Source organism: Pedobacter sp. Bi126 (assembly GCF_918698245.1).
In the GTDB taxonomy this organism is placed as follows: Bacteria; Bacteroidota; Bacteroidia; order Sphingobacteriales; family Sphingobacteriaceae; genus Pedobacter.
On the sequence record NZ_CAKKMS010000002.1, the window covers coordinates 549,746 to 572,133 of the forward strand.

14 protein-coding genes are annotated in these 22,388 nt (G+C 38.9%); 8 read left to right on the forward strand and 6 right to left on the reverse strand.

The window, feature by feature from the left end:
• Positions 1 to 111: 111 nt before the first annotated feature.
• Positions 112 to 1,263, forward strand: a complete 1,152-nt coding sequence (locus tag LQ201_RS07565) for an aldose epimerase family protein (protein WP_230140789.1) — start codon at positions 112 to 114, stop codon at positions 1,261 to 1,263.
• A gap of 102 nt (positions 1,264 to 1,365) precedes the next feature.
• Here the strand turns inward: LQ201_RS07565 and LQ201_RS07570 are convergent, their stop codons facing one another.
• The 5 genes from LQ201_RS07570 to LQ201_RS07590 form a co-directional block, all read right to left on the reverse strand.
• Entirely contained in the window at positions 1,366 to 2,535 is a 1,170-nt protein-coding gene (locus LQ201_RS07570) for an alpha-hydroxy acid oxidase (protein ID WP_230140791.1), read from the reverse strand.
• A gap of 223 nt (positions 2,536 to 2,758) precedes the next feature.
• Positions 2,759 to 3,580, reverse strand: coding sequence for an amidohydrolase (locus tag LQ201_RS07575; RefSeq protein WP_230140793.1), 822 nt, complete (start codon positions 3,578 to 3,580; stop codon positions 2,759 to 2,761).
• 10 nt (positions 3,581 to 3,590) lie between these two features.
• Positions 3,591 to 3,920: an L-rhamnose mutarotase gene (locus LQ201_RS07580; RefSeq protein ID WP_230140796.1), complete on the reverse strand. Its 330-nt coding sequence runs from the start codon at positions 3,918 to 3,920 to the stop codon at positions 3,591 to 3,593.
• 1 nt (position 3,921) lies between these two features.
• Positions 3,922 to 4,776 (reverse strand): fumarylacetoacetate hydrolase family protein, encoded by an 855-nt coding sequence (locus LQ201_RS07585; protein ID WP_230140798.1) that lies wholly within the window; start codon positions 4,774 to 4,776, stop codon positions 3,922 to 3,924.
• Positions 4,777 to 4,809: 33 nt separating this feature from the next.
• The gene (locus LQ201_RS07590; RefSeq protein ID WP_230140800.1) at positions 4,810 to 5,574 is read right to left on the reverse strand and encodes an SDR family NAD(P)-dependent oxidoreductase; all 765 of its coding nucleotides are present in this window, start codon (positions 5,572 to 5,574) and stop codon (positions 4,810 to 4,812) included.
• A 271-nt stretch (positions 5,575 to 5,845) separates the two neighbouring features.
• Between LQ201_RS07590 and LQ201_RS07595 the strand changes: the two genes are divergently transcribed.
• The 7 genes from LQ201_RS07595 (at position 5,846) to LQ201_RS07625 (ending at position 21,028) form a co-directional block, all read left to right on the forward strand.
• On the forward strand, positions 5,846 to 8,581 hold the full coding sequence (locus LQ201_RS07595) for a hypothetical protein (protein WP_230140801.1): 2,736 nt from the start codon (positions 5,846 to 5,848) through the stop codon (positions 8,579 to 8,581).
• 2 nt (positions 8,582 to 8,583) lie between these two features.
• On the forward strand, positions 8,584 to 10,134 hold the full coding sequence (locus LQ201_RS07600; RefSeq protein WP_230146618.1) for a glycosyl hydrolase family 65 protein: 1,551 nt from the start codon (positions 8,584 to 8,586) through the stop codon (positions 10,132 to 10,134).
• A 173-nt stretch (positions 10,135 to 10,307) separates the two neighbouring features.
• Positions 10,308 to 11,894 carry a glycoside hydrolase family 28 protein gene (locus LQ201_RS07605; RefSeq protein WP_230140805.1) on the forward strand — a complete coding sequence of 529 codons (1,587 nt, stop codon included), beginning with the start codon at positions 10,308 to 10,310 and terminating at the stop codon, positions 11,892 to 11,894.
• A gap of 1 nt (position 11,895) precedes the next feature.
• Positions 11,896 to 14,712: a glycoside hydrolase N-terminal domain-containing protein gene (locus tag LQ201_RS07610; RefSeq protein WP_230140809.1), complete on the forward strand. Its 2,817-nt coding sequence runs from the start codon at positions 11,896 to 11,898 to the stop codon at positions 14,710 to 14,712.
• Between the two features lie 197 nt (positions 14,713 to 14,909).
• Entirely contained in the window at positions 14,910 to 18,371 is a 3,462-nt protein-coding gene (locus LQ201_RS07615) for a malectin domain-containing carbohydrate-binding protein (protein ID WP_230140810.1), read from the forward strand.
• A gap of 98 nt (positions 18,372 to 18,469) precedes the next feature.
• Positions 18,470 to 20,038, forward strand: coding sequence for a sodium:solute symporter (locus tag LQ201_RS07620; protein WP_230140812.1), 1,569 nt, complete (start codon positions 18,470 to 18,472; stop codon positions 20,036 to 20,038).
• A gap of 57 nt (positions 20,039 to 20,095) precedes the next feature.
• A complete protein-coding gene (locus LQ201_RS07625) occupies positions 20,096 to 21,028 on the forward strand; it encodes a dihydrodipicolinate synthase family protein (RefSeq protein ID WP_230140815.1) in 933 nt (310 codons plus the stop codon).
• A 274-nt stretch (positions 21,029 to 21,302) separates the two neighbouring features.
• Here LQ201_RS07625 and LQ201_RS07630 read toward each other — a convergent pair whose 3' ends face one another.
• Positions 21,303 to 22,172: an AraC family transcriptional regulator gene (locus LQ201_RS07630; protein WP_230140817.1), complete on the reverse strand. Its 870-nt coding sequence runs from the start codon at positions 22,170 to 22,172 to the stop codon at positions 21,303 to 21,305.
• Positions 22,173 to 22,388 lie beyond the last annotated feature (216 nt).

The window sequence follows — 22,388 nt, forward strand, 5'->3', positions numbered from 1 at the left end:
CTTTAACGTTAATAATTTTTTACTACATTAGCCTTAACCAAAAATAAATCAATATGAAGCCGTTTCTGATTTTGTGCGCAATTGCAGGTCTGCTTCCTCAAATTTTAATCCATGAAAAAAATATTTCTTAAGGCTTTGCCCTTCGCTACATTGTGTTTAGCTGTAGCTTTTACTTCTTGTAACCAAAAATCAGATAAAGGGACACAAACAACTGAGCAAACTGATTCGTCAAAATACACCACTACCATTGATGGGAAAAGTGTGAAACTTTATACTTTAAAAAATAAACAGGGTGCTTCAGTTTCCATTACCAATTACGGAGGTAGGGTAGTATCGCTTTTAGTTCCAGATAAAAACAACAAGTTAACCGATGTAGTTTTAGGCTATGATAGTGTGGGGTCTTATCGCAAAAAAGGTGAGCCATTTTTTGGTGCCTTAATTGGCAGATACGGAAACCGTATTGGGAAAGGTAAATTTACCCTGGATGGGAAAGAATATGCTTTACAGCTTAACGATGGTGTTAATACCTTACATGGTGGTACGGATGGCTTTTTTTCGAAAGTTTGGGATGCTAAACAATTAGATGGACAAAAATTAGAGTTGAGTTATGTTTCAAATGATGGCGAAGCAGGTTATCCAGGAAAATTAGATGTGAAGGTAACTTATACCTTAACTGATGATAATGCTTTACAGATTGATTATTTAGCTACTACTGATAAAACTACTGTTGTAAATTTAACCAATCATGCTTATTTCAATCTAAATGGTGAGGGAAACAATACGATTTTGGACCATGAACTAACTATTGATGCTAATGCCTACACACCAGTGGATTCTACCCTTATTCCAACAGGTAAATTGCAGCCTGTAGCTGGAACAGCATTTGATTTTAACAAAGCGAAAACCATTGGAAAATCGATCGAAGAAAATGATCAGCAGTTAAAGTTCGGCAAAGGTTACGATCATAATTTTGTATTAACTCACCATGATGGCAAAACGGCTATTGCAACCGTTAAAAGTCCGGTTACAGGAATAACAATGGAAGTTTATACGGTTGAGCCAGGCCTACAGTTTTATAGCGGCAATTTCTTAACAGGAGCCGATAAAGACGGTAAAGGTGGTAAATCATATCCTCACCGTTCAGCTTTCTGCTTAGAAACACAACATTTTCCTGATGCACCAAATCATGCAAATTTTGCATCAACAGTGCTTAAACCAGGTGGAACGTATAAAACAAGTACTACTTATAAGTTTTTGAAATAACAATACTTAAGAAAATTGACTAAGATCATTGGTCAATTTTCATGCAAAAAAGCAAGACTTCAAGTCTTGCTTTTTTCGTTTATTTTATCTGCAAATTCCGCTTTAAGGGTTTAACAACCGATCAGGAAATTGGGTAATTTTCTCAATGGTTAATTGTTGCATGATCTGGTATAAGTGAGTTTTGAACATATTGATGGTATGATCGCCTCCTTCATTACCTAAAGCGCCAACTCCATACATAAAAGGCCGGCCCATAAAGTTGAATTCTGATCCAACGGCATGTGCTCTTGCTAAATCAACACCTGAACGGATACCACCATCTAACATGATCTTCAATTTTGATTTGTATAGTGGATTGTTCGCCAATTTGATCAGCGAATTGATTGAGGATTCGCCTGCATCAATTTGTCTGCCGCCATGATTGGAAACAATCACACCATCGGCACCAATTTTGATAGCAGCCTGCATATCTTCATCAGTCGCGATTCCCTTTAGTACTAAAGGTCCTTTCCAAAGATCACGGATGGCAGAAACCTTTTCAATATCAACCTTACCGGTAAATGTTTTGTTCATGAACTGCCCAAGTTGCGACATGTCCATTCCTTTTTCCATGTAAGGCTTTAAGGTAGCAAACGATGGAATTCCATGTTGTAGGGTTTTAATTCCCCACAGCGGACGGGCAAAAGCCTGTAAGATATTATTGATTGACATTTTTGGTGGAATGGATAAACCACTCTTGATTTCTTTATATCGTAAACCAAATGCAGGCACATCTACCAGAACAACTAATACCGGGCATTCAACGGCCTTTAAGCGATTTAAGATATCATCCCTCAGGCTATTCTCCGTAGGATGGTACAATTGAAACCATGCTTTTCCTTCAGACACTTCGGCAATTCGTTCGATACTACTGGTGGATACGGTGCTTAATGTATAAGGAATATCGGCTTTAGCGGCAGCCTTAGCTAAAATTTCGGGTGCATTAGGCCACATCAAACCTTGCAAACCAATCGGAGATACTCCAAATGGAGCACTGTAACGACGGCCAAATAATTCAACCGACATGTCGATGTCTCCACCAACACGTAAGTAATTCGGTTTAAGGTAAATATTATCGAAGTCGTTTTCGTTTCGCGATAAATTAAGTCCCTCATTACAACCACCCTCCAGGTAGTCAAAAGCAAATTTAGGAATCCTTGATTTTGCCTTTTTTCTTAAGTCAGCTACAGAAGGAAATTGAGGATTGTAAGGGAATGTAATCTTTTTACTCATATTTAATATTGTATTGGTCAGATCTATTTCAAAAAGCGAAAACTAATATTTTAAATTATATTTTCCATCCTGCTCTATCTGCTATTTTGTAATTATCGTTTTTATGTTGGAATTTGTTTGCGCTCGTTTCCAAACGAGTGCATAAATAGGAAAACGATTATATCGTTCTAAACGATAAAATATTCAACGCTCGTTGGAAACGAGCGTTACCGTGTATATAAAACTATACCTTGTAAAACGCCTTTGCATTATCAGTAAAAATTAATTTCCTTTCAGCTACAGAGAATTGCTCAGCATACTTAGCAACTAAATTAAACCAACCCTCGTACGGTCTGCTGAGCAGCATTACCGGCCAATCGCTACCATACATTACCCTTTCAGGACCAAAATGCCCGAATACCACATCAAAGCAATTAAAAAGCTCTTTTTCTGTCCAGTTTTTCCAGTCCGCTTCAGTAAGTAAACCGGATACCTTGCAAAGTACATTTGGATTTGAAGCCAATACTTTAATATTTTCAGACCAAGATTTTATCTCCTGACTTTTAACATCCGGTTTGCCACAATGATCCAATACAAATGGTTGATCGGGGATTTGATCAACCATTTGTATGATAGCTGCTAATTGATCGTGATAGCACAATAAATCGTAAGTGTAATTGTATTTTTTTAAAAGATTAACGCCAGCAATAAACTTTCTATTCAGGATAAAATCGGCATTTTCGGCTTGTAAAATATGCCGCCAGCCCTTAATCTTCTTGAAATTACTCCAGTAAGTTAAACGTTCGTCTAAATTCGGATCGAGTAAATCTACCCATCCAACAATCCCTTTTACAATATCATTTTGCGCTGCCAGCGATAACAAAAACTGGTTTTCCTCTTCCGATTGGCTGGCTTGCACAGCTATACATCCCGTGATTTGAAGATCGCTATAAACCGCTGTAAGATCTTTCGGAGAAAAATCATTGCGGATGGCCGTCATTTCTTCATTTATCCAGCTATCTCTAACCGGATCGAAATTCCAAAAATGTACATGAGTATCAATCATAAAAATGCATTTAAAGTTTAAAAATCTGATCCATTAAGATCCATTTTTCTCCAGGTTTAGAACCTGGTAGTGACTGCTGGAATTTCCACATCAAATTTTCCCATTCCTGCACTTTTGGATTGGCTAAATCGGCTTTCGATTTTTCATCGAAAGAAAAGCTTTCATTCACTTCCATAATCATAAACAGCCTGTTTCCTAACAAATAGATCTCCAGATCATCAATGCCAGAAGAAGTAATACTCTCTTTAATTTCGGGCCAAACCGATTGATGATACTGCTTATACTCTTCTATTAGCTTTTCATCATTTACAAGATCGAGTGTTAAACAGTATCTTTTCATATTAGCTTCCACTGTAGGCTTTAACAGTTTGCTTGCTCGAGCCTAAGCCATCAATACCCAGTTCTACCACATCGCCAGCTTTTAAATACCAAGGTTCAGGTTTTTGACCTAAGCCTACGCCAGCAGGTGTTCCAGTCGTAATTACATCTCCTGGTAAAAGCGTCATAAACTGACTGATGTAAGCAATCATAAACGGGACATTAAAAATCAGATTTGAGGTATTACCATCCTGTAAGGTTTTTCCGTTTACTGTTAACCAAAGGCGAAGATTGTGCACATCAGCTATTTCATCCTGAGTAGCAATAAATGGTCCGATAGGTGCGAAGGTATCACAGCTTTTTCCTTTTACCCATTGTCCGTTTCTTTCGATCTGGAACTCGCGCTCACTATAATCGTTGTGTAAAACATAACCAGCAATGTGGTCTAAAGCATTTTCTTCGGCAACATAACTCGCTTTTTTACCAATCACAATCGCTAATTCAACTTCCCAGTCGGTTTTTTTACTGTTTTTTGGAATGATCAGATCATCGTTAGGTCCAACAATTGCTGAGGTAGCTTTGAAAAACAAAATTGGCTCTGATGGGATAGGAGCGTTGGTTTCTGCAGCGTGGTCTTTATAGTTTAAGCCCACGCAGATAATTTTTGAAGGACGGGCCAAAGCAGGACCAAGGCGCACACCTTTATCAACCTGAGGTAAATCAGCAGATTGAATAGCAGCCTTTAATTGCGCTAAACCATCACCACCAAAAAATTCTTCATTATAATCTTTAACCAATGCAGAAACATCGAAATAATTATCGTTTATAATTACCCCAGGTTTTTCAGCTCCGGCTTCGCCAAATCGTATTAATTTCATTATAAAATGCTTTATTGTGTTTGAAAATATTTGTTAATTGTTTAAGGTAGTAAATCCACCGTCAATTGGGTAATCGCAGCCTGTAATAAATGAGGCTTCATCGCTACACAGGTATAAAGCCAAGGCGCCAACTTCTTCTGGTTTGGCCATTCTGCCGATAGGTTGTGTTTTAGAAAGTTTTTCGAACATTTCAGGGATGTTATCCGGATAATTTTTCTGTAAAAAGCCGTCAACAAATGGCGTATGAACCCTTGCTGGCGAAATTGAATTACACCTGATGTTTTCGCCAATATAATCTTTCGCTACACTCATGGTAATTGCTTTTACCGCACCTTTAGCCGCACTATAAACAAAACGATCTGGAAGACCAATTAGCGCAGCAATTGAGGCCATATTGATAATTACACCTCCGCCAGCTAAACGGATCTGTGGAATGGCTGCATGCAAACAGTTATAAACGCCTTTCACATTTACGCGCATTACACGGTCAAAATCAGCTTCTTCTGTAGTGTCAGCCTTTCCGATATGTGCAATACCTGCGTTGTTGATCAGGATATTGATATTTCCGATCTGCTTAAAAACCTCATGAACCGCATTATGGTCTGAAACATCACAGCCATAACTGAATGCTGATCCACCATTTGTTTTAATTTCGTCTAAAGTATCCTGGGCGTGTTCTGTTCCCAGTTCGATGATGTGCACCTCAGCACCCTGTTTAGCTAAAATGGTTGCAATAGCTTTTCCTATGCCGCTTCCCCCGCCTGTAACTACGGCTTTTTTGTTTTTTAGTGAAAACATGTATATGGTTATAAAATTATAATTGATTAGAATACGAATACAAATAAAATAAATATTCTTGATTAAAAATTTTATCTTCTTGCCTAAATATTAACAGATATTGTCATATGTCATTCTGTATATTCTAATAGCCTTACCTTGCATAAATTTTACAAAGCCATTCGGTATTATTACTTATATTTGAAGAATATCTTTATATTTAAATATAGTATTAACCAAATATCACATAAAAAACCTGTTAAAATAGGTTTTGTTATTAGAGCCAATTTGAATGAGAAATTTTCTGATTTTTATTTCCTGTTATTTTTTAGCTGTACCATTTTCTAACGCTGCTGAGCGCGTGCAAAAAACAATTGTAATTTCTACAGAAAATCATGTTCGGGTGCGTTTTGGTGCAGAAAAGTTATCAAAAGCCTTAGTTAAGTTAAATTATTCGACCAAAATCGAACAAAAGGATAGACTTGCTTCAAATAACAATGTTATTGCGATTGGTGTGTTTTCTGATAAACTTTTTGTCAATAACCTTCCAGCAGCGATTAAAAATAAGATTTCAACGACCAAAAAAGAGGGCTTTCATATTTATACCGGGAAAAACGGGGTGCTTTATGTAATCGGCAATGATGCATCCGGTGCTTTATATGGCTGTATAGAACTGGCAGATCAAATCAAGAGTAGCGGTAAATTACCTACGCAGCTGGCACTTTCCGATCAACCTGAAATGGTGCTGAGAGGTACCTGTATCGGTCTACAGAAACCAGATTACCTGCCCGGACATGATGTTTACGAATATCCTTACACCCCTGAAACTTTCCCTTGGCTTTATGATAAAACTCTATGGATTAAGTACCTGGATATGATGGTCGAAAACCGCTATAATTCGCTTTATTTATGGAACGGACATCCTTTTTCGTCGCTGCTGCGCTTAAAAGATTATCCTTATGCAGTAGAGGTTGATGATGCTACTTTAAAAAAGAATGAAGAAATCTTCCAGTTTTTAACGAAAGAAGCTGATAAACGTGGCATTTGGGTGATCCAGATGTTTTACAATATTATTATTCCTAAACCATTTGCCGATAAACATGGCCTGAAAACACAAGATCGGAACCGCCCGATTATTCCTTTAATTGCCGATTATACCCGAAAATCGATTTCGTCTTTTGTAGAGAAGTACCCAAACGTTGGTTTAATGGTGGCTTTAGGTGAAGCAATGGAGGGCGTTGGTCAGGATGATATTGATTGGTTCACCAAAACAATTATCCCCGGAGTAAAAGATGGATTAAAAGCCGCTGGGATAAAGGAAGAACCTCCGATTGTATTGCGTGCACATGATACCGACGCACCAAGCGTGATGAAAGCCGCTTTACCGTTATATAAAAATCTATATACCGAAAATAAGTTTAATGGTGAGGCTTTAACTACTTATACCCCTCGTGGGGCATGGGCCGATTTAAACAGGAAATTAGCCGCTATTGGAACGATCAATATCTCTAACGTGCATATTTTAGCTAATCTAGAGCCCTTTCGCTACGGATCGGCAGACTTTATCCAGAAATCAGTTCAGGCGATGAACAAGATTTATGGTGCAAAAGGCTTGCATTTATATCCTCAAGCGAGTTATTGGGATTGGCCATATTCGGCTGATGAGGTAAAAGGAAGGTTATTGGAAGTAGAGCGCGATTGGATCTGGTACAAGGAATGGGCAAGATATTCGTGGAATTCGCAAAGGGATCGTAGTGAAGAAATTAAGTATTGGGGAAATGAGCTGGCCAATAAATATGGTGCTAATTTAACTGGAGGTAAAGCCATTCTGAATGCCTATGAAGAATCGGGTGAGATATCACCCAAACTTTTGCGCAGGTATGGAATTACCGATGGCAACCGACAAACGTTAACCTTGGGCATGCTGATGACCCAGCTCATTAATCCGTTCCGTTATGGGTTGTTTACCTTAATGTACGAATCGGAAGCCCCAGAAGGCGAAATGATTATCGAATACGCCGAAAAAGAGTGGAAGAAACAAGGCCATATTGGTGAAACCCCAATTCAGGTGGCACGCGAAGTGGTTGAACATGGCAAAAAAGCCATTCAATCTATTAATGAGGCTGCACCTAGTATAACGAAAGATACCGCAGAATTTAAGCGACTTAGAAATGATATCTACTGTTATGATGAAATGGCTAATTTTTATGCTGAAAAAGTTAAGGCAGCCCTGTGGATACTGCGATATAAAAATTCGAATCAGGTAGCTGATTTAGAACAGGCATTGCCTTTTCTCCAAAAAAGCGTAGATCATTATGCTAAACTGGTTAAATTGACAGAACACAGTTACCTGTACGCCAATAGCATGCAAACCAAACAACGTAAAATCCCGATGCGTGGTGTGGATAAAACCTTTATCCATTGGAAAGAGATGTTACCTGTTTTTACCAAAGAACTTAATCATTTTAAAAGAAGTATCGATTCTCTGAAATCAATAAAACAAGGAACGGTAACTGCAATTGTGCCTTACAAAAGTGCTGATGTTAAAGTCTTAAACGAAACAGAAAGTTATGTGATAGCCAAAGATGCACCGCTTTTTTCAGATACTGCAATTAAGATTAAAGAAGTTGCAGCGCAATTAGTGGGTTTAAAGGGGATTAAACTTGCAAAAGAAAAGCAGATTAAAATTGGAACCGAAATTAAATTCAGCACCAAAGCACCTGTAAAGTTGCTGATAGGCTTTTTTAATCAGAAAGATCCGCAATATCTTGCCCCTCCACAACTGGAAACAGATGCGAGTGCCAATAACTATGGTCAGTCTGAAATCAAGATATCGAATGCATTGGTTCCTTATGGTTTTCCACCGGTAAATGTTCATGCTTATTCTTTCCCTGCAGGAACACATACTTTAAATTTAGGTAAAGGGGCCTGTCTGGTTTTAGGGTTTATAGATGACAAACAGGAACTGCGGATTTTTAATGCAGGTTTGGATGGTAGAGGAAAAGATATCGATTGGTTATTTGAATAATGATGAATACAAGAAATTTAATTGCAACAGCAGCATTGTCGGTACTGACAATTACAGGCTTTGCACAGCAGAAATCAATTCTGGGGACCGAAAAGCTGAAGAAATATGTTACTTATTTCAATTCTATCGACACCGAGGCGGTTAAAAACCATGTGCCCAATGCCGAGGCCTTTACATGGTTAGCTGAACAGGCACCTTTATTCGAATGCCCCGATTCGGTATTGGAACAAAACTATTATTACCGCTGGTGGACTTACCGCAAACACCTGGTTAAAACGCCTGAAGGATTCATTTTTACCGAATTTATCGAGCCAGTTAAACATGCGGGGAAATATAATTCCATTAGCTGCGCATTAGGTCACCATATTTACGAGGGCAGATGGTTAAAGGATAATAGCTATTTAAAAGATTACATCAAATTCTGGCTTTACCATGCCGATGTTGGCCAAACGAAACAACGTTTCCATCAATTTAGCAGCTGGGTTGATGATGCCGTTTATCAGAATTATCTGGTACAGCCTGATCAGGGATTTTTGAAGGAAATTTTGCCTGCATTGGATAAAGATTATGGCAAATGGGAAGCTGAAAGACAACTTAAAAACGGCCTCTTCTGGCAACATGATGTTAAGGATGGCATGGAAGAATCGATCAGTGGTTCGCGAAAAGACCAGAACCAGCGACCAACCATAAACAGTTATATGTATGGTAATGCCATGGCTTTGGATAAAATTGCGGTTTTGTTGGGTGAAAAAACCTTGGCCGACAAATACAAAAACAAAGCAATTGTGCTTAAAAAATTGGTTCAGGATAGTTTGTGGAATGCTGCTTCCTCGTTTTTCGAAACAAGAAAAGCCAAAGGAGGTTCATCGGATGTTAGAGAAGCTATCGGTTTTACACCATGGGATTTCAATTTACCTGATGATCAATCGAAATATGCAAAGGCCTGGGATCAGTTATTGGATACTGCAGGATTTAAAGCGCCCTGGGGTTTAACAACTGCCGAAAGAAGAAACCCAACCTTTAGAACAAGAGGTACCGGACATAGCTGCGAATGGGATGGAGCACTTTGGCCTTTTGCCAGTTCGCAAACTTTGAAAGGATTGGCAAATCTGCTCACGAATTATAAAAAACATGGTAAAATGAACGCCAAAGTCTTCTATCAGGAGTTACACCAGTACGCTGCTTCTCATGTCAAAAATGGAAAACCTTACATCGGTGAGTATCAGGATGAGAAAACAGGAGAATGGTTAAAGGGTGATAATCCAAGGAGTAGTTTCTATAACCATTCCACCTTTAATGATCTAATCATCAATGATCTGGTTGGCATAAAGCCACGTCAGGATAATGTGCTCGAAATTTCGCCATTAATCCCTAAAAATCAGTGGGATTGGTTCATGTTAGATCAAGTTTCGTATCACCATAAAACGTTGACTATTCTGTGGGATAAAACTGGGAAAAAATATAATAAGGGCATAGGATTAGTGGTATTTGTAGATGGTAAAGAGATTTATAAAGGGAAGGATTTAAAGCCTTTAAAAGTGCAGATGAATTAACGATAAAATCGTAATGCTATTTTGCACTCGTTCGGAAACGAGCGCAAGCATGACTAAATAGATCGTCATTGCGAGGCACGAAGCAATCCTAAAGCGTTAGTGATTATGCCTAGCGATAGTAGTAAGATTGCTTCGTGCCTCGCAATGACGAAAAAACAATAAAATATAACCAAATGAAACATTCCATCAATATTATTAAGGCTTTAATTTTTATCCTTGCTTTTGGCATCGGCTTAACTGCGAAAGCCCAGTCTTATTACAACGTAATTAAATACGGCGCAAAAAACGACAGCAGTAAACTGGCTACAACAGCAATCAGAAATGCGATAGAAGCGGCATCAAAAGCGGGTGGCGGAACCGTTTATTTTCCTGCTGGTAAGTATTTAACAGGCGCGATCCATTTAAAAAGTAACATTACCATACTGATTGATGCCGGTGCCGAATTGCATTTCAGCGATAATTTTGATGATTATTTACCCATGGTGAAAAGCCGTTACGAAGGTGTGGACGTAACCAGTTTTTCGCCTTTGTTTTATGCCTATAAAGTGGAAAATATCTCGATTATTGGTAGGGGGGTAATTGATGGGCATGGAAAAAAATGGTGGGATTTTGTAGAAGGTTATAAGGAAGGGCAAGCACGTTCTAAATGGCAAACTACTTTTGATGGCTTAAACAAGGATATTATTTTGCCAGATGATCCTAAGCAGATGAAACGCGGTTTTCTTCGTCCACCGTTTATACAACCGATGTTCTGTAAAAATGTGCTGATCGATGGGATAACCATCCGCAATTCGCCTTTTTGGACCATCAATCCAGAATTTTGCGAAAACGTTAAGGTTCATGCTGTTACCATCAACAATCCCCATTCGCCGAATACTGACGGCATTAATCCTGAATCTTGTAAAAATGTGCACATTTCAGATTGCCACATCAGTGTGGGCGATGATTGCATCACCATCAAATCTGGCAAAGATGCGCCTGGACGAAAAATGGCTGTTCCTGCAGAAAATTATGTGATTACAAATTGTACTATGTTATCAGGTCATGGTGGAGTAGTTATCGGCAGTGAAATGTCGGGCGATGTACGTAAGATAGCCATCTCGAACTGTGTCTTCGATGGAACAGATAGGGGGATCCGCATTAAAACAGCCCGTGGCAGGGGCGGTGTTGTTGAAGAAATTAGGGTGAGCAACATCATCATGAAAAACATTAAAGATCAGGCGATTGTACTCGATATGCAATACGCCAAAACAAATGTAGAACCCGTTTCCGAACGTACACCGATTTTTAGGAATATCCATTTCAGCAATATCACCGGTCAGGTTAACCAGGCAGGTTATTTAAATGGTTTAGAAGAAATGCCTATCGATAATATTACCTTCAATGATATTAATATGGATGCCAAAACTGGTTTTTCTATTCAAAATTCCAGTAATATTGAGTTTCATAACGTAACGGTAAATACCGAATTAGGTGCATCGATAAAGGCATTAAAGGTGAATAATTTAATTGTTGATGGTTTAAAAAGTATTAAACCTCATGCCAATGCGGCTGTAATTGATATCACCAATGTATCTGATCTGTTCCTGTATAATGCTTTTCCGGTTAAAGAAACTGTTACCTATTTGAAATTAAACGGGGCCGAAACTAAAAATATATTCCTAGGAAACAATAATTTTAGACGAGTGAAAGAGGCCGTTAAAAAAGAAAAAGAAGTAAGCAGTAACATCGAAATTATTTCAGGCGATAAAGGACAATAATATGAGGTTTAAACTTTTATTAAGTACATCATTTTTAATATTGGCGGCTCATTTTGGTAGCTTTGCACAAGAAAACAACCATACTTTATGGTACAATAAGGCGGCAGAAAAGTGGACGGATGCCTTGCCCATCGGAAACGGTAGATTGGGGGCCATGATTTTCGCCGGAGCGGCTGTAGATCATATCCAGTTCAATGAAGAAACCGTTTGGACAGGCAAACCAAGGGATTACAACCGAAAGGGAGCTTCCCAATACCTGCCTGAGATCAGGAAATTACTTTTTGAAGGAAAACAGGCAGCAGCAGAAGCTTTAGCCCAAGAACATTTTATGGGCTTGCAAAGTACATCGGGTGACAGAAAAACTTGGGTAAATGAAATGAAAGCTGGCAAGGGCATTCAGGGCAATCCTGCACTCGCAAATTTTGATGATCAGCTTTGGAAAACGATTAAAGTGCCTTCGTACGAAGGTTGGGAAACTGTAGGCTTAGCCAATTTAGACGGTGCCGTTTGGTTCAGAACCACTTTTGATGTGCCCGAAAACTGGGCTGGAAAAGATCTTGTACTCGATCTTAATCGCATCCGTGATCAGGATTTTACTTATATAAACGGTCAATTGGTTGGCAATACTGATAATACGGATCCAAGAAAATATACTATTCCTGCAAAACTGATTAAAAAGGGTAAAAATGTAATTGCAATTCAGGTACTCAACTACTTTGATAAAGGCGGACTGGCTGGCTATAAAGATACTTCAAAAAAAATTGGCATTTATCCGATTGGAAGCAGTGTAGAGCAGGGCATCTCATTAGTTAAAGCGTGGAAATATAAAATTCAGGATGAAGATCCACCGGCCGTTCCACAATACCAGGGCAGTTATCAGCCTTTTGGTGATTTGAATCTATATTTCAAACAGACCAAATCGATTGTATCTAATTACAAAAGATCCTTAGATATCAGCACAGCCGTTGCAAAAACAACTTATACTTTAAATGGTGTAAACTATGTTCGTGAATATTTTGCCAGCCAGCCGAATCAAGCTATTGTAATCCATTTAACTGCAAATAAAAAGGCATCTATCAGTTTCGATGCTCAACTTTCTAGCGCGCACCGAAAATCTTCCGTAAAAGCTTTAGGGAATAATGTGATTTCTTTATCTGTTCAGGTAAAAGATGGTGCAATTAAGGGAGAAAGCCGATTAACGGCTTTAATCAAAAACGGCTCTGTGAAGGCGATGAATGGCAAAATTAGTATCAATCAGGCAGATGAAGTAACACTTTATTTAACAGCTGGAACCAATTTTATCAATGCGCAGGATGTTTCTGGGAATCCGATAGCTGCTAACATTAAGGCAATCAATAGTTTAAAAGGTAAAACTTACGCCGAAATAAAACAGAAGCACATTAAAGAATATCAAAGCTATTACAGCACTTTTAGTGTCGATTTTGGCCGATCGGCTAATGAAAACCTTCCCACAGACGAAAGACTAGCAAAATTTGCATCGGCTAACGATCCTGCTTTTGCTGCTTTATATATGCAGTATGGAAGATATTTGTTGATTTCCAGTTCTAGGCCGGGTACTCAGCCAGCCAACCTGCAAGGGATTTGGAACGATTTGCTTACTCCACCATGGGGAAGCAAGTACACCACCAATATTAACCTCGAAATGAACTACTGGCCAACTGAAATCCTTAATTTATCAGCCTTAAATGAGCCGCTTTTCAACAAAATCAAAGGACTGGCGAAAACCGGAGCTGAAACGGCAAAAGCATATTACAATGCCCGTGGTTGGGTTTTACACCACAATACCGATTTATGGAACGGTACAGCACCAATTAATGCCTCCAATCATGGTATTTGGGTGAGTGGGGGCGGTTGGTTAAGTGATCATTTATGGGCGCATTATCAATTTAGTAAAGACCGTAAGTTTCTGGAAAGTGAAGCCTATCCTTTAATGAAACAAGCTGCTTTATTTTATGAAGATTTTTTAGTGAAAGACCCAAAAACTGGCTGGCTAATTAGTACGCCATCCAACTCACCAGAAAATGGTGGTTTAGTGGCTGGTCCAACAATGGACCAACAGATTATCAGATCGCTTTTCAGAAATTGTATAACAGCAGCCGAAACGCTAAATGTAGATGCCGAATTTAGAAAATCGCTAGCTGAAAAAGTTAAACAGCTGGCACCAAATCAGATAGGCAAATACGGACAGTTGCAAGAATGGTTAACCGATGTAGATGATACCGCAAGTAAACATCGCCATGTTTCTCATTTGTGGGGTGTGTATCCAGGAAATGATATTACCTGGGATGGTAACGAGAAGATGATGCAGGCGGCAAAACAATCTTTGTTGTACCGCGGAGATGACGCTACAGGTTGGAGTTTGGCCTGGAAGATCAATTTCTGGGCGAGGTTTAAAGATGGCGATCATGCCATGAAACTGGTGAAAATGTTAATGAAACCAGCCAATAATGGCGCAGGTTCTTATGTGAATCTTTTTGATGCACATCCTCCTTTCCAGATAGATGGAAACTTTGGTGGTGCAGCCGGAATTGCCGAAATGATTGTGCAAAGTCACCAGGGTTATTTAGATGTTTTACCCGCATTGCCAACGGCAATTCCAAACGGAGAAATTAAAGGACTTCTGGCCCGAGGAGGTTTCGAACTGGATTTAATCTGGGATAAAGGTGCACTAACCTCCCTTACTGTAAAATCTAAAACAGGAGGGAACTGTAAAATCCGTTACAAAAACCATAACGCAACGTTCGAAACTAAAGCTGGTGAAAGCCATAAACTGAATGGAGATCTGAAAGCGCGATGAATCAACTTACAAAATCTAAAAGGACTGAGCGGGAGAAGATTTCGTCAGATTTAGGCTGGATTGACACCCGCCAGATTTACCTGTACACATCCCTGCGAAATTTTCCTAAGAGGTTCGTGTGGACACGTACCTTGGTTAGGTGCCTTGGTTCGTGTCCACACGAACCAAAAAGAATTCAATTTAAACAGTTGTGTTTATTGCTGTTATGCTTTATAAATTTTTATGGAGGGGGTTCACTTTATGCACAAAACCAAACCAGGAAAGATATATTATTAAATTCCAATTGGCTCAGCATTGCGGATGAAAAAAACAGCAATACTTTTGACGGTTTTCAGTTAACCAACTACAAAACCTTAAACTGGAAAAAAGTAAATGTTCCGCACAACTGGGATCAGTACGAAGGGTATCAACGTAAACTTCATGGCAATAAACATGGCTATGCCTGGTACCGTAGAACATTTAAAACCAACGAAAATAACGGAAAACGGTTTTTTCTATATTTCGAAGGCGTGGGTTCGTATGCAACAGTTTGGTTAAACGGTAAAAAAATGGGGTACCACGCTGGTGGGAGGACAACTTTCACTTTGGATGTTACTTCAGCCATCAAATTAAATAACCAGGAAAATGTGCTGGCGGTAAGAGCAGATCACCCTGCAAATATCCAGGATTTACCTTGGGTTGACGGCGGTTGTTCTACAGAACGCGGTTTTTCAGAAGGTTCGCAGCCGATGGGCATTTTCCGTCCGGTTCATTTGATTGTAACCAATGAAGTTCGGGTAGAACCTTTTGGTATCCACATCTGGAACGACAATAAAATCTCAGAAAAGGCGGCCATTCTGAATCTGAGTACTATAGTTAAAAATTATAGTTTAAAGCCTAAAAATATAAGCGTTGTAAACAGATTGCTGGATCGGAACGGAAAACAGATCAAAGAACTGAAAAAATCTGTTGTTGTTCCTGTCGGAAAAGAAATTCAGATCGATCAGCAGACCGACAAGATCATCAATCCAAAACTTTGGTCGTTGGAAAATCCATATCTCTATACTTTACAAACCACTATCATAGAAAATGGAAAGGTTGTAGATGAACTGAAAACGCCTTACGGAATCAGATGGATCAGCTGGCCCATTGGCGAACAAGTGAACCAGAAACAGTTTTTATTAAATGGAAAACCTGTTTTTATTAACGGGATTGCCGAATATGAACATTTAATCGGGCAGAGCCATGCTTTTAGCAACGAACAGATCAGTTCAAGAGTACGACAAATTAAAGCTGCAGGTTTTAATGCTTTCCGCGATGCACATCAACCACATAACTTATTGTATTCTGATTATTGGGATAAAGAAGGCATTTTATGCTGGACCCAAATGGCTGCTCATATCTGGTATGATACCCCTGAATTTCGGAAGAATTTTAAATCACTTTTAACAGACTGGGTAAAAGAGCGCAGAAACAGCCCGGCAGGCGTTTTATGGGGTTTGGAAAACGAGAGCACTTTGCCTGAAGATTTCGCAAAAGAATGTACAGAACTGATTAGAAAACTCGATCCGACAGCTTCATCACAAAGAAAAGTAACCACTTGTAACGGTGGAAAAGGAACGGATTGGGATGTTCCCCAAAACTGGACCGGTACCTATGGTGGTAATCCGTTAACTTATGGAGAAGATCTCCAGCGGCAGGTTTTGGTTGGCGAATATGGCGCCTGGAGAACAATTGATCTTCACACGCCTGATGCCAATGGAAAAGGTTACACCGAAAACAAAATGACCGATTTAATGGAAACCAAGGTGCGCTTGGCCGAATCGGTAAAAGATAAAACGGCTGGTCATTTTTTCTGGTTGTATAGCTCACATGATAATCCGGGCAGGGTGCAAGGGGGAGAAGGATTAAGAGATCTGGATCGGGTAGGCCCGGTAAATTACAAGGGCATGTTTACGCCCTGGGAAGAACCTACTGATGTATTTTATATGTTCAGGGCAAATTATGCGCCAAAACAAACTGAACCTATGGTGTATATTGTTTCGCATACCTGGCCTAACCGCTGGAACAAACCGGGTATAAAAGACAGTATTGTGGTTTATTCCAACTGCGATGAAGTAGAGCTTTTTAATGATGTAAACGGCAAATCTTTAGGCAGAAGAAAACGCGGTACAATCGGCACACATTTCCAATGGAACAAGCCTGATATCCAGTATAATGTATTGTATGCCATGGGGTATGTAAATGGAAAAGCAGTCGCCAAAGATAAAATCGTGCTGCAGAATTTACCCCAAAGTCCAAATTTTAATGCTTTAATAAGTGATAAACAGTTAACCGTTCCGGCGCAGGGATATAAATATGTGTACCGCGTAAATTGTGGTGGGGGTGATTATATTGATACTAATGGCAATAAATGGTCTGCCGATCGAAATTTAAGTGCTCCTGATCACTTTGGCTCAACCTCATGGACCTCGGATTTTACCGGTGTTCCAACATTTTTTGCTAGTCAGCGCCGTACTTTTCAACCTATAGAGGGGACTAAGGATTGGAAGCTTTTTCAAACTTTTAGATATGGCAGAGATCGGTTGAAATATCATTTTCCGCTTCCGGACGGTGAATATCAGGTTGAACTATATTTTATAGAACCTTGGCTGGGTATTGGCGGAGGTTTTGATGCCAAAGCCATGCGTTTATTTGATGTGGCATTTAATGGAATAACGGTAATTAAAGATTTAGATATCTGGAAAGAAGCAGGATGTAATACCTTGTTAAAGAAAACAATCAAAACGACTATTAAAGGTGGCTTTTTGGACATTAATTTCCCAGAAGTAAAAGTTGCGCAGGCTGTAATTTCGGCCATTGCCATTTCAGGTCTAAATCAAAACATCCAAGCTGCATCATCAAGTAAATCACTTTCGACCAAAATTAAAAATGCAGCACTGTGCGATTGGTTGGATATTGGAGAAGAACAGTTTAAAGGTGAAAATTCAACTTTTACTGATCTGCCATCGAATTTATACGGCGCCGAGTGGTTAAAAGCATCACGCGGACAGGAAAGTATCGAATTTACCGCAACTGATACTGTAGATACGTTTGTGGCACTGAATATCAATAGTAGCGTGCCTCAGGGATTCGAAGGTACCAAAACTTCACTAACCAATAGTAAGGATGAGATATTTGGTCTTTATCGGAAAAGACTTATTCCGAATGAGCGCATAATTTTTGACAGTAGAACTGCAACCGTTTTTGTATTACCAGTTACCCATTTACAGCCCGCTTACGATTTAAAAACCACGACTACATATAAAGCTACTGATGGTGTTTTAGAAGGCAAGGAGGTTGTGAAAGCAATTTTAATGGATAAACAACGCGTAATTTTTAATGCAGCCAACCAAGGGAGTTTAACCTGGCAGTTATCAGTTGGCGTTGCCGATACCTATTCCTTAACTCTAAAATACCATAACCCCTCAGCGCAGCTTTTGAAAGGTAAACTCGAGTTTTTATCGGCAGATGGAACATTAATGAAAACAGAAATGGTTGAATTTGCACCAACTAAAACCGGAAAATGGAATTACCTCAGTACCAATACCGGGAGTATGATTAATGCTGGGACTTATAAACTCAAATTGATTGCTACAGAAGCTAAAGGACTAGCAGTTGATGCTTTAGATGTTCAATAAGATAAGATGGTACAATATGTGGCCAAAATCTTATATTAATACTGATATTTAGACATGCATATTTGTTTTAACCAAATTAATAAACGAGCCAACAAATAATGAAAGGACTTCCTGTAGTCGATCTTGCAATAATCTTCATTTATCTTGTTGGAATGATATTAGTTGGGGTTTATTTTTCGAGGAAAAATAAAAACTCCGAGCAATTTACAAAAGCTTCGGGCCTGATCCCCGGATGGGCGATAGGTTTATCAATTTATGCAACATTTTTAAGTAGCAATACCTTTTTAGGGGTGCCCGGAAAGGCCTTCGGGAGCAATTGGAATGCATTTGTATTTAGCATTTCGATGCCGTTGGCCGCTTGGATCGCTTCAAAATATTTTGTTCCTTTTTACCGGAGTACCGGAGAAATATCAGCCTATACCCATTTAGAAAAACGTTTTGGTGCATGGGCAAGGGTATATGCGGTGGTATGTTTCTTGTTAACGCAACTGGCCAGAATGGGATCGATATTTTTTGGGATTGCCTTAAGCTTGCAAGCATTAACTGGCTATTCCATGCAGATAATTATGATCGTAATGGGCATTTGTATCATTGTTTATACCGTTTTAGGAGGAATTGAAGCGGTAATATGGACAGAAGTGGTACAAGCGGTAGTGAAAACTTTTGGTGCCTTACTCATTCTGTATTTAATCATTTCGAATATGCCGGGAGGAGTTTCGAAGATTGTAGAGATCGGACAATCGGCCAATAAATTTAGTTTGGGTAGTTTTAAGCTAGATTTTGTAGGCTCATCGTTTTGGGTCGTTCTGCTTTATGGTTTTTTTATCAACCTGAATAACTTCGGAATGGACCAAAACTATATACAGCGTTACCATACGGCATCCTCTAGCAAAGCAGCTTCGAAATCGATCTGGCTGTGTGTTTGGTTGTATATTCCCGCATCACTGCTCTTTTTTATTATAGGATCTTGCTTGTATGCCTATTATGAAATCAATCCAGATCTGGTGCAGTCGATTAAACACCAGGTGGCTATAGAGCGTTTGCCTTTGCATGCTTCGGCAGCAGAGGTGTTGAAGGTACAAAACGCATTACAGCCATCAGATTATGGCGACAAAATTATGCCACATTTTATGGTGACTAAAATCCCCATCGGTTTGGTTGGCTTAATTGTTTCGGCCATCTTATCTGCGGCAATGAGTACCATAAGTTCTGGAATGAATGCTTCGGCAACCGTGTTTTCTGTAGATATTTACAAAAGGTATTTTAAGCCTGATGTAACCGAAAAGCAGAATTTATCACTGTTACACTTAGCCACTATTGGCTTTGGTTTATTGGGTATGATTGCTGGTATTGCCATGATTGGCGTAAAAAGTATTTTAGATGTTTGGTGGGAATTATCAGGAATTTTTGCGGCAGGAATGTTAGGGCTCTTCCTGTTGGGGATCATCAGTAGGCAAACTAAAAACCATGAAGCCATAACAGCAACAATAATCGGCATTGCCGTAATTATATGGATGACATTTTCTTCACTTCTTCCTCCAGAATATGAAGTTTTTAGAAATCCTTTGCATAAAAACATGATTATCGTAATCGGTACTTTAACCATTTTTTTAGCAGGACTTTTCCTGACAAAAATTAAAAATAGAAAAACTAAAACAGCCCATTAAAAACCATTCTGGTTTTATCAGGCAATTAAATAGAACAATTTACCATATCAGAATATAATGGAAAACTCACAAAAAGGGTTCATCCCGGTAATGCTCACGCCTTTTTTAAGCAATGGGAACATCGATTACCCAGCCCTTACGCAGCTCACTGAGATTTATTTACAGGCCGGATCATCAGGCTTATTTGCCAATTGTCTGTCGAGCGAAATGTTTGAATTGACTGGTAAAGAACGAATTCAGGCCATAAAACATGTGATTAAAGTTGTTAATGGCGCTGTGCCAGTGGTAGCCACCGGAACTTTTGGTGGCGCGATTTCAGAACAGGCCGATTTTGTAAAAGAAGTGAGCGATACAGGAGTAGAAGCGGTGATTGCGATTACCAGTTTACTTGCAGAAGAAAATGAAACTGATGAGGTTTTTAACGAAAGAGTATTCAATCTTTTAGAACAGACAGATAAAATTCCGTTGGGATTTTACGAATGCCCTGTGCCTTATAAAAGAGTATTGAAACCGCAACAATTGGCCGATTTTGTGTCAACAGGAAGAGTGATTTACCATAAAGATACCTGCCTGGATCTTGGTCAGATTAAAGAAAAACTAAAACTGACTGAAGGCAGGGCTTTTGGGTTGTATGATGCCTATATCGTGCATGCGGTAGAATCATTAAAAGCTGGAGCTTCGGGATTATCTTGTATTCAAGGTAATTATTTCCCTGAATTGATTGTTTGGCTTTGCGACCATTATAATGATGAAGCTTTTAAAGATGAAGTACAAGTGGTACAACAGTTTTTAATCGATAACATGGACGTAATGCATAACGTTTATCCAGTGGTATCCAAGTATTTCCTACAAAAGCGAGGGCTTAATATCTCGACTTTTACCCGCAGAAATGTGGGTTCGTTTACGCCAAGCGTAGTTAAAGAAGTAGAAACACTGTTTGATGATTATACTTTGCTTCGCAACAATTTAAATATAAAGGTTTTTATATAGTGGCGCAGTCGTCATCCTGATGGGCAATTTATTGAATAAAATCAATATAAATGACGCGATCTTAAGGATGAATAACTTCGATATATCGTCATTGCGAGAAGGCTTTTTCAGCCGACGAAGCAATCTTACAACGATCGCTATTAGCGTGTGCATTAAGATTGCTTCGTTCCTCGCAATGACGAATTTCTGTCTGAATCTATCATTGGTAACTTGTTTCAGGATCTATTTTGCTAGACCTTATAGGTTTTAAAAACCTATAAGGTCTGAATTATACTTAACTCAAATACTTCCTTTTATAGTCCAAAGGCGTCATCCCTGTAACCTTTTTAAAGTGCCTGTAGAAATTAGACACATTATTAAAACCGCAATCAAAACAGATCATCTCGGTAGGAAGCTTGTTTTCAATTAAAAAACGGCAGGCGTGACTCACCCTGATTTCAATCAGGAAATCATAAAAGGTCTTTTTCGTCATCAGTTTAAAATACCTGCAGAAAGAAGTTACGCTTAAATTACTTAATGAAGCCACTTCTTCCAATGTAATATCCTTTTTATAATTGCTCAGGGTATAATTACATATTTTATTGATCCGGAGCGTTTCAGACTCGTTGCTTTGATAAAATGTATTTTTGCTCGTTACAATTGTCGAAAATTCATCCGTCTCGGCCAATGTTTTTAAGATAGACAAGAGGATAATGATCCGATCCAAATTGGTTGCATCAACTGCAGCCCGCATTAAATCAACCAGTTTATCTTTAGCTTTCCCTTTAATTACCATTCCGCTTTTTGCTTTTTCGAATAATTTAGGGATCAGGTAAGCTTCAGGTAAAGTAAGCATGTATTTACCCAAACAATCGGGCAAGAAATGAATCACCATGGCTTCGGTTGTAAGATCGGGGTTATTCTGGAAGTATTCATCTTTACAGCGCCAGGTATGAGGCAGATTTTCGCCTAAAAGCACCATCTCATCTGGCACAAAATTACTGATGTTATCGCCAATAAAACGAACGCCTTCTCCTTTGATTACATAATGCAGTTCTAGCTCGGGATGATAATGCCAGATATTCCCAAAATCGGGTTTGATATCATGACGGATACTAAAGGAACTTTGTAAGGTAATTGGAACTTTATGAAAATGAGGTTTCATATAACTAATAAATATTTGGTTAGGGCTGTAATACAATATTCTAAAAATTATACCACAGCGGTCTAAAGTTAACGAGTTTAATGATAACATCCTATATTAATTTGATAAAAACCATCAGAAAATAGTGTTTTTCATTGTTGAGTTTTGTATATAGCCGTAAAGGCATAATCCAAATATAAGCTGACAAATTGTATTTATATAAATTATTTGTTCATT

Excerpts from the sequence above, each read along its gene's own strand:
- LQ201_RS07565 (WP_230140789.1), top strand. The coding sequence starts at position 112 with ATGAAAAAAATATTTCTTAAGGCTTTGCCCTTCGCTACATTGTGTTTA.
- LQ201_RS07570 (WP_230140791.1), bottom strand. The coding sequence starts at position 2,535 with ATGAGTAAAAAGATTACATTCCCTTACAATCCTCAATTTCCTTCTGTA.
- LQ201_RS07575 (WP_230140793.1), bottom strand. The coding sequence starts at position 3,580 with ATGATTGATACTCATGTACATTTTTGGAATTTCGATCCGGTTAGAGAT.
- LQ201_RS07580 (WP_230140796.1), bottom strand. The coding sequence starts at position 3,920 with ATGAAAAGATACTGTTTAACACTCGATCTTGTAAATGATGAAAAGCTA.
- LQ201_RS07585 (WP_230140798.1), bottom strand. The coding sequence starts at position 4,776 with ATGAAATTAATACGATTTGGCGAAGCCGGAGCTGAAAAACCTGGGGTA.
- LQ201_RS07590 (WP_230140800.1), bottom strand. The coding sequence starts at position 5,574 with ATGTTTTCACTAAAAAACAAAAAAGCCGTAGTTACAGGCGGGGGAAGC.
- LQ201_RS07595 (WP_230140801.1), top strand. The coding sequence starts at position 5,846 with ATGAGAAATTTTCTGATTTTTATTTCCTGTTATTTTTTAGCTGTACCA.
- LQ201_RS07600 (WP_230146618.1), top strand. The coding sequence starts at position 8,584 with ATGAATACAAGAAATTTAATTGCAACAGCAGCATTGTCGGTACTGACA.
- LQ201_RS07605 (WP_230140805.1), top strand. The coding sequence starts at position 10,308 with ATGAAACATTCCATCAATATTATTAAGGCTTTAATTTTTATCCTTGCT.
- LQ201_RS07610 (WP_230140809.1), top strand. The coding sequence starts at position 11,896 with ATGAGGTTTAAACTTTTATTAAGTACATCATTTTTAATATTGGCGGCT.
- LQ201_RS07620 (WP_230140812.1), top strand. The coding sequence starts at position 18,470 with ATGAAAGGACTTCCTGTAGTCGATCTTGCAATAATCTTCATTTATCTT.
- LQ201_RS07625 (WP_230140815.1), top strand. The coding sequence starts at position 20,096 with ATGGAAAACTCACAAAAAGGGTTCATCCCGGTAATGCTCACGCCTTTT.
- LQ201_RS07630 (WP_230140817.1), bottom strand. The coding sequence starts at position 22,172 with ATGAAACCTCATTTTCATAAAGTTCCAATTACCTTACAAAGTTCCTTT.